This is a genomic window from Rhodococcus sp. P4_E4, from assembly GCF_056401575.1.
This window is the reverse complement of the sequence record NZ_JBFUJB010000010.1, coordinates 108,045-117,563: the sequence shown is the minus strand read 5'-3', so window position 1 is coordinate 117,563 and position 9,519 is coordinate 108,045. Positions and strand designations below refer to the sequence as shown.

Below are 9,519 nucleotides of genomic sequence, written 5' to 3'. Positions count from 1 at the left end.
GTGTTCGCCAGGCACTTCGTACAACCTCGTGTCACTCACCCTCGCAGGTGGGAGTCGGTGTCCGTGTCGCTCTGACCTGGACAAAGTTACGCGAAGATCAACACAACACCAAATCGCCAGGTCAGAGCACTGACTCGGGTTAACAGCCGATAGTTTCCTCGAATTTTTGCCTCTCGCGATGACTTTCCGCGCCCACTGCGGTCTGTATGAGCAGGAACCAACAGGAACCGAAGCGTTCAGTAATCAGTCAACCGACTTCAAGGAGCACCCAATGTCTCGTCTTCTCTTCGTCAACATGCCGGTCAAGGACGTCGCCGCTACCCGGGCGTTCTTCAGCGGCCTCGGCTTCGAGTTCAACGACATGTTCAGTGACGAGAACACTGTCTCGATGATCGTCAGTGATTCCGCCACGGTCATGTTCCTGAACGAACCCCGTTTCGGGGACTTCATCGCCGACGACATCTGTGACACGTCGAAAGCTCGAGAAGCACTGATGTGCGTGTCAGCCGACAGCAGGGAGGAAGTCGACACCTTCGTCGACGCGGCGATCGCTGCCGGCGGTAGCAAGTGGATGGAGCCCCAGGATCACGGCTTCATGTACGGACGCGCGTTCCGCGACCTCGACAATCACGTCTGGGAGGTCATGTGGATGGACCCGGCTGCGACTGTTCCCCAGCAGTAACGCAGAGCAACAGCAGTAACGAGTAGCCGCGCGGGTCCCTCCATACCGGAGGGCTCGCGCAACTCCTTGCCCCTACAGCTCGGCAGGCAATCCGAACCGTGCGAACAGCCTCAGATCGAAGAAACACGTGACGTGCGAGATCCCGGACTCGGTGACATCGAGAACGTGCAACTGGAAAGCACGGTGAACCCCATCGGGCTCGCGCATATAAAGGCCGAACGCCGGCTGGCCGTTGGCGGCGGTCGGTAGCAGCCGCATAGCGCCTGGTCCGTCGGCCGGGCATTTGGTTCCGATGAGCTGCCCGATTGCCTCGGGGCCCTGGTACCAGCCCTCGAACGGAGGCATCTCCCAGATGGCTTCACGCGTGAACAGCTCAACGATGGCCTCGACGTCGTAGCTCTCGAAGCTGTGCACGTAGTCGCGGAGCAACTTCCGGGCAGCCTCGGTAGTCGGTTCCACGAGATCGTCCTCAGTGGGCCCGATGTGATTGATCTGCGCGCGAGCCCGCTGCAGCAGGCTGTTCACCGCAGTGGTTGTGGTGTCCAGCGCCTCCGCAACTTCTGACGCCTTCCACTGGAGAACGTCACGCAGAACCAGAACCGCACGTTGGCGGGCGGACAAGTGCTGCAACGCGGCAACCAGCGCAAGCCTGACCGAATCGCGATTGACCACCATGACGGCGGGATCATTGACGTCGCCCAACGCCGAATCCGCGATCGGTTCCAACCAGGCAATCTCGTTGCGCTCGATCAAATCGTCGGCCGGGTCCGAACTAGGTGCACCAAGGCCGGTCGGCAGTGGACGCCTCGATCTCCCCTCCAGCGCGGTCAGGCACGTATTCGTCGCGATGCGATAGAGCCAGGTCCTGAGCGACGACTGGCCTTTGTAACCGTCGAACCCGCGCCAAGCCCGGATGAACGTCTCCTGGACCTGGTCTTCGGCGTCGTGAATCGACCCCATCATGCGATAGCAGTGCGCCAGCAACTCGCGGCGGTACGGATCGGCAAGAGTGAGGAAATCACTGTCCAACGCCTGATCGACTGTCATTTGTTCAGACTAGTGGCCGAGCGCCCGAAACACAGGCGTCGGCGAGAATTCGATCAGGCCGGCGCCTGGACCGCAGTCAACCGGGATCTCTTCCGCAGAACGAACCCCAGCGATTCGTAGAGTCTGATCGCATTCGTATTCGATTGCACTGCATGGAGAAACGGCAGCTCGCCGCGTTCGCGAATCCCGGCAGCGACGGCACGGATCAGCGTCGTACCCAGGCCTCGACCTCGGAAGTCGCTGTCGGTGCACACCGCACTGATTTCCGTCCATCCCGGAGGGTGCAACCGCTCCCCCGCCATGGCAACAAGTCTTCCGTCGACGCGAATGCCGTAGTAGCTCCCCATCTCGACGGTACGAGGAAGAAACGGTCCGGGCTTGGTGCGCTCGATCAACGCCAGAATTTCGGGAACGTCGCCCCTTCCGAGAAGTTCGACCGACGGATCAACGGAGACTTCGAGTGCGGAACCGTCCATCTGCACCGAGCCGAACTGATCCACAACGCGCCACCCTTCCGGCGGCTGATGATCAAATCCTCGTAAACCTACTGTGCCGCCTGGACCTACGAGTGTGCGTAGGTTCTCCCAGTCTTCGGCGTCCAACTCGGGCGGATGACCGACAAACGGAGCGACTGTCGGGTCGTATCGCGCAACTCTCCCTGCCCAGCGAGCGAATTGCGCATGATGTCCGCGAAGACCTTGTCGCACAGGATCGTCCAGTGGATGGATGTCGACATCCGTGTCAACAGTCTCGACAAACGACGCCAGGGTCGCCTCCGTGGTCATCGAACCTCTTCCTACCCAAGTCTTCCAGTGATGGAGGCGACCGAAACTCCCCGCCCACCTCGATCACAACGCTAGGAACACTTGCCGTCGTAGTCGCCGGATAGAATCAAGATGATTCTGACTTCCGCCCCACGCCCGGTGACGACCACGGTTCGAGGGCAGATTCTCACAAAGACTTTCGTCGCGACACCTACACCAAACGAAAGGCTGTTCGCCATGAGCCACTCCGACCCGATCAGATCTGCATTCGACCAGCTACCTCTGAAGGAAATGGACGCAGCGACGCTGGTCTTCGCGATCGAGAGCGCCGTCGACGAGATGGCTCTCCCGGGTGAAACCTTGCGGCTCGCCATGGAGGTCGCGACCCTCGCCCACCTCGATCAGTTCAGAAAGAACGGGATCAAGTCAAACGAGGATCCCTACATCGTTCATCCCCTACGAAATGTGTTGCGACTGCTTCGGTACGGATGCTCCGATGTCGAGATCCTGAGCGCAACCGCGCTTCACGACACGGTCGAGGACCGACCACACGCCGTCATCGCACTCCTCGGTGGCCGGACTGCGGACGACATGTCTGCATCCGAAGCGCAAGAACGTGCGTCAACACTCATCGCCTCGCACTTCGGCCACAGAATCTCCGAACTTGTTGAGGCAGTGACCAATCCAATCGACTACCCGCACGACAACACCACCGGCTACCAGGATCACGTCATCCGCGCGATCGCGGATCCCGCAGTGTTCCTCGTGAAGTTCAGCGACTTCGTCGACAACGCGGGAAGCGTGAAGTACCTGAGCGAGACCGACAGGCTGAGGCTGGTCACGAAGTACGAACCACTCGTGGAGCACTTCAAGCGGGCTTCGCTTGCTCTCGCCAACGCATTGCAGCTCCCTCCCGCAGGACTCGACGCGATCGCACAGCACATTGCAACCATCGAAGGCGATTTCTCGAATACAGTCCGAGGGGACATAGAAAATACTCGCCAGTAGTACCGATCAGTAATAATCGAGCAATCGGGAGAATTCTCCGAATACGCGATTTTGTTACCAGCGAGTATTCACTTTCTTGCCAATTTCATTACCATCGTGATCCGTGTCACAGGGTCGAATTCCATTGCACCGCAATGATTTAACGCTATAAGTGTAACCGTGGTTCACGTTGACTAATATTCTTCAATTCGCCCAGGTGACATGAGCGTCGACATACTGCATTCTTAGATAAACCAGGGATTCCCTGGAAGCAGACACAATATGTTGCTGATTCGTGATTGGAGCGGTTCTGAGTCCACGCCTGCAGGGTGGCGTACAAGGCACGCCGTGCCTGAGCGCAGGGGACTCTACGAACCGGAAGGGCAATCACTTGCCGACGCGCAACCGGGGGAAACACAGCGCATCGCGGCGTAGTTCACGAACCAGGTAATCCGGGTATGTGGGACACGGTCGGCTCATATCGCAACGTACGTGACGAAGAATCTCATCAAGGACGGTGGCAGTGACAATGTTCAAACGAATCGCAGTGGTCAATCGAGGTGAGGCCGCGGTCCGGCTGATCAGGGCTGTACGCGAACTGAACGCCGAACACGACTACGGCATTCGCGTCATTGCACTGCACACCGAGGCCGAGCGCCGCGCCATGTTCGTCCGCCAGGCCGACGAGGGTGTGACCCTGCGCAGCACCGGCACCGGCAGCCCGTATCTCGACTACGCCGAACTCGAGCGAGCACTCCTCGCAGCCAAGGCCGACGCAGTCTGGGTCGGCTGGGGCTTCGTGGCCGAGGATCCCGCCTTCGCCGAGATCGTCGCGAAACTGGGCATCACGTTCATCGGCCCGAGCGCCGACGCGATGCGCCTGCTCGGAGACAAGGTTGCCGCCAAGATCCTGGCCGAGAAGGTCGGCGTACCTGTCGCCCCGTGGAGCGGCGGACCGGTCGAAACGCGCGCCGACGCTCGTCGTCATGCTCAGTCCATCGGATACCCCCTGATCATCAAGGCCCGAAGCGGCGGCGGTGGACGCGGTATCCGCAAAGTCTGGGCCGAAGACGAACTCGAAGTTGCACTCGAGCGCACGCAGGGCGAAGCAGAGCGGTCCTTCGGCGACCCCGTCGTCTTCCTCGAACGCCTTGTCACCGATGCACGCCACGTCGAGGTACAGGTCATCGCCGACAACCACGGCAATGTCTGGGCTCCGGGCGTTCGCGACTGCTCGATTCAGCGTCGCAACCAGAAGGTCATCGAAGAATCCTCCTCCCCCGTCCTGACCGAAGAACAGTCTGACCACCTCAAGAAGGTGTCCGCCGAACTGGTCAAGGCAGCCGGATACCAGGGCGCAGGCACGGTCGAATACCTCTACCAGCCCGAGAACAAGCTCTTCACGTTCCTCGAGGTCAACACCCGTCTGCAGGTCGAGCACCCGATCACCGAGGTCACCACCGGAATCGACCTCGTCAAACTGCAGATTCTGGTCGCCAGTGGTGACGAATTGGTCGGTGACTGCCCGCCCGCATTCGGCCACGCCGTCGAAGCCCGTCTCAACGCCGAGGACGCGGACAACGATTTCGCGCCGGCACCCGGCACGGTTCAGCTCCTCAAGTTCCCGCTAGGCTCCGGCATCCGGGTCGACACCGGCATCGCTGCCGGGGACGTCATTCCGCCCGACTACGACTCGATGGTCGCGAAGGTCATCGCCTGGGGTCGCAACCGCTCCGAGGCACTTGCGCGCCTGCGTACCGCCCTTCGTGAAACCACAGTCGTACTCGACGGCGGCACCACCACCAAGTCGTTCCTCCTCGATCTACTCGATCGCGACGAGGTCATCTCTGCATCCGCGGATACCGGCTGGCTCGACCGCACGGGCGCCCTGACCGGCACCACTCGCCGCGCGGACGTCGCACTGATCGCCACCGCTATCGATGCTTACGACGCCGAGGAGTCCCTCGAGCGTGCGGCCTTCCTCGCCTCGGCACGCGGCGGCCGTCCCCGCGCCAACCACGCGATCGGCCGTACCGTCGAGCTCAACTACCAAGGTCAGGCTTACAAACTGACCGTCGGGCGTATCGGCCCGCACCGCTACCGCGTCGACGGAGACGCCGGCGACATCGAGGTCGACGTCGATCGTCTCGGCGACTTCGAGTCACGGCTGGTGATCGGTGATCGGCGCTTCCACGTCGTTTCCGTCGTGAGCCCGGCTCGCTATCTCGTCGAGGTCGACGGCATCAGCCACCAGATCAGCCAGGACGACGCCGGAGTGGTCCGCGCGCCGGCTCCCGCCGTCGTGGTGGCTGTACCGGTCGCGGTCGGCGACGACGTCGAAGCCGGCTCCACCCTGGTCGTACTCGAATCCATGAAGATGGAGACCGCAGTTCGCGCACCGTACGCGGGCAAGGTGCGTGAAGTTCTCGCTACCGTCAACTCTCAGGTCGATGCCGGCGCGCCGCTCCTGCGCGTCGACCAGGTCAGCGAGGAAGCTGTCACGGAGAAGGCTCCGCGAGTCCAATTCGATCTTCCGGCGGCAACTTCCGGTTCCGACGCCCGCGACGACGCATTGGCACAGCTCGAAGCACTGACCGCGATGATCAGTGGCTACGACGTCAGCGGTAAGCACGCAAATGCTGTTCTGGCCGAGTACGACGCACTTCGCAGCGCACTCGAATCCGAGGACCGCGAACTGGTACAGGCCGAACTGGCTGTGCTGACCACCTTCGCCGACATCTGCGAACTCTCGCGCAACAAGCCCACCTCGGGTGAGTCCGCGAAGGACGAATCCGTCCACAGCCCCCGCGAGCACTTCCACACCTTCCTGCACTCACTCGACTCCGAGCGCGAAGGTTTGCCGGCGTCGTTCCGCACGAGACTCGAACGGGCACTTCGCCACTACGATGTCACCGATCTGGAAGATCGCCAGGCCGTCGAGGAAGCGGTGTATCGACTCTTCCTGGCTCTGCAGCGCATGGAAGCCCAGATCCCGGTCATTGCAGCACTTCTCGAAGGCTGGCTCGTCGGCGACAAGGCTCCCGGTTGCTCGGCTCAGGAGCTCAACGAGGTTCTCGATCGACTCATCGTCGCGACGCAGGTCCGCTACCCCGTCATCGGCGACGTCGCCCGCAACCTTCGCTTCCGGTTCTTCGACGAGCCGCGCATCCGCAAGGTTCGCGAAGACGTCTACGACGGAGTACGCGGCAACCTCGCTTACCTCGAAGAGCAGCCGGACGCTGCCGATTTCGACGAGCGAATCGCCAACCTCGTCGCCACTCCCGAACCGCTCCTGGACCTGTTGGGTCGAAAGATCGGCCTTGGCAACCGCGATGGCGGCCCTCTGCTCGAGGTCATCACGCGTCGCTACTACAAGATTCACTCCTTCGAAGACGTCCGCGTTTTCGAGCACGTCGACCGCCGTTTCGTGACCGGTAACTTCGACCTCAAGGGCGACGGGCTACATCTAGTCTCGACGGTGGCCGAATTCGACGCTCTCGGAACGGCTCTCGACGATGTCGCCACAATCGCGCAGGATGCTCCATCCGGTCGCGGCCTGGTAGTCGACATCTACCTCGACTGGCCGAATCAGCCCGCCGACGGCGACACGCTCGTCGAGACGCTGCGCACCGAACTCTCGCGCAACGAGACGATCACCCGGTCCCGCCGCGCGACTGTGATCATCTGCAATCCGAATGGGGAGCCGGTCCGCTGGGTCACCTTCCGCCCGATCGACGGTGAACTTGTCGAGGACAACATCATCCGCGACATGCATCCGCTCACGGGTCAGCGTCTGGACATGTGGCGCCTGAAGAACTTCAACGGCAAGCGCCTGCCGGCTCCGGAGAACACATACCTGTTCCACCTCTCCGCCAAGGAGAACCCGAAGGACGAGCGCCTGATCGCTCTCGCGGAAATCCGTGACGTGACACCGCAGCTCGACGACGAAGGCCAGATGGTTGCGCTTCCGGCCATCGAGCGCACACTTGCCGCGTGCCTCGACGGCATCCGCCGTGCGCAGTCCCAGCGCGGAGACAAGCGTCGACTGGCAGCCAACCGCGTCGTGCTCTACGTGTGGCCGGTCGCCGACGTTCCCAGCGAACGCTTCTCCGTGATCGCTCAGAACGCAGCCCGACTGACCGTCGGCGCCGGGCTCGAAGAGATCACACTCATCACCCGCCTGAAGGACCGAAAGGGTGGCGCGCCCAAGGAAGTTGCGCTGCGATTCTCCTACCGCGCAGGTGCCGGTGTGGTCATCAACAAGACCACCCCTCCCACCGAACCGCTGCTCCCCCTCGACGCGTACGCCCAGAAGGTCCAGAGTTCGCGGGCACGCGGCACGGTGTACCCGTACGAGCTGATTCCGCTCCTGACCGGCACCAAGGGCACCTTCGTCGAGCACGACTTCGACGAAGCGGGCGTCCTCTCGCCCGTCGAGCGTCCGTACGGACTCAACAAGGCCGGCATCGTCGTCGGCCTCGTGAACACTCCGACGCCGCGCTATCCCGAGGGAATGACCCGTGTCGCGCTCTTCGGTGACCCCACCAAGGCGCTCGGTACCGTGGCCGAGGCCGAATGCTCACGCGTGGTCGCTGCCATCGACCTGGCCGAGAAGTTGAACGCTCCGGTCGAGTGGTTTGCGCTGTCCTCGGGTGCCACCATCTCGATGGAGAGCGGCACCGAGAACATGGACTGGGTCTCCCGTGGCCTGCGCCGGATCATCACCTTCACCCAGAACGGCGGCGAGATCAATATCGTCGTCACGGGAATCAACGTCGGCGCTCAGCCCTACTGGAACGCCGAAGCCACCATGTTGATGCACACCAAGGGCATTCTGGTGATGACCCCGGACAGCGCGATGGTGCTGACCGGCAAGCAGTCTCTCGACTACTCCGGTGGCGTGTCGGCCGAGGACAACTTCGGTATCGGTGGCTACGACCGCGTCATGGGCCCCAACGGCCAGGCGCAGTACTGGGCCCCCGACCTCACTGCGGCGTGCGAGATCCTGTTCCGTCACTACGCACACTCGTACCTCGCTCCCGGCGAACGGTTCCCGCGTCGCGCAGCGACGACGGACCCCGTCGATCGCGACGTGCGTAGCTTCCCGCACACCCACCCGTCGAGCGACTTCGAGACGGTCGGCGACATCTTCTCCTCGGCGAAGAACCCGGATCGCAAGAAGCCCTTCGATATTCGCACCGTGATGCGTTCGGTGGTCGACCAGGACCACTCGGTTCTCGAGCGTTGGGCCGACATGGCCGGCGCCGACACCTCTGTCGTTCTGGACGCGCACCTCGCCGGACATCCGGTCACAGTGGTGGGCATCGAATCCCGCGCGATCCCGCGTAAGGGTCACTTCCCCGCCGACGGTCCCGACACCTGGACGTCGGGAACGCTGTTCCCGAACTCGTCGAAAAAGACTGCCCGCGCGATCAATGCTGCGAGCGGCAACCGTCCGATCGTGGTGCTGGCCAACCTGTCCGGCTTCGACGGTTCACCGGAGTCACTGCGCAACATCCAGCTCGAGTACGGCGCCGAGATCGGCCGCGCCATCGTCAACTTCGACGGACCGATCGTGTTCTGCGTCGTTTCCCGCTACCACGGCGGCGCGTTCGTCGTATTCTCCGGTGCGCTCAACGACAACATGGAAGTTCTTGCTGTCGAAGGTTCGTTCGCCTCGGTACTCGGCGGCGCCCCCGCCGCCGCAGTGGTCTTTACCCGTGAGGTGAACACCCGCACCAACAACGACCCGAAGGTGCAGCAACTGGAAGCAGACTTGGCAGCAGCCAAGGACGACACGGAGAAAGCACACCTGCGCGTCGAACTGAACGCTCAGCGCATCGCCGTCCGCTCCGACAAGCTCGGCGAAGTGGCATCCGAATTCGAAGCGATCCACAACATCCAGCGGGCCCGAGAGGTCGGCTCGGTGGATGAGATCGTCCCTGCCGCAGAACTGCGTCCGCAGATCATCGCAGCAGTCGAACGCGGCATGAAGCGCGCACTCGCGCAGTAAGTTTCTCCGCACGTCGAGCGGTCCCG

5 protein-coding genes are annotated in these 9,519 nt (G+C 62.3%); 3 read left to right on the top strand and 2 right to left on the bottom strand.

Annotated elements, in window-relative coordinates; genetic code table 11:
* Positions 1-271: 271 nt before the first annotated feature.
* Positions 272-682, top strand: a complete 411-nt coding sequence (locus AC1DVN_RS13330; RefSeq protein ID WP_003945103.1) for a VOC family protein — start codon at positions 272-274, stop codon at positions 680-682.
* A 72-nt stretch (positions 683-754) separates the two neighbouring features.
* On the opposite strand, the gene AC1DVN_RS13325 is transcribed toward AC1DVN_RS13330, so the two are convergent.
* Both AC1DVN_RS13325 and AC1DVN_RS13320 read right to left on the bottom strand, forming a co-directional pair.
* Positions 755-1,729: a sigma-70 family RNA polymerase sigma factor gene (locus AC1DVN_RS13325; protein WP_477993901.1), complete on the bottom strand. Its 975-nt coding sequence runs from the start codon at positions 1,727-1,729 to the stop codon at positions 755-757.
* A 53-nt stretch (positions 1,730-1,782) separates the two neighbouring features.
* Positions 1,783-2,514 (bottom strand): GNAT family N-acetyltransferase, encoded by a 732-nt coding sequence (locus AC1DVN_RS13320; protein WP_029255775.1) that lies wholly within the window; start codon positions 2,512-2,514, stop codon positions 1,783-1,785.
* A gap of 216 nt (positions 2,515-2,730) precedes the next feature.
* Here AC1DVN_RS13320 and AC1DVN_RS13315 point away from each other — a divergent pair, with 216 nt between their 5' ends.
* Together AC1DVN_RS13315 and AC1DVN_RS13310 are read left to right on the top strand one after the other, a co-directional pair.
* Positions 2,731-3,501 (top strand): HD domain-containing protein, encoded by a 771-nt coding sequence (locus AC1DVN_RS13315; protein WP_019749288.1) that lies wholly within the window; start codon positions 2,731-2,733, stop codon positions 3,499-3,501.
* 508 nt (positions 3,502-4,009) lie between these two features.
* The gene (locus AC1DVN_RS13310; protein ID WP_046379971.1) at positions 4,010-9,493 is read left to right on the top strand and encodes an ATP-binding protein; all 5,484 of its coding nucleotides are present in this window, start codon (positions 4,010-4,012) and stop codon (positions 9,491-9,493) included.
* Positions 9,494-9,519 lie beyond the last annotated feature (26 nt).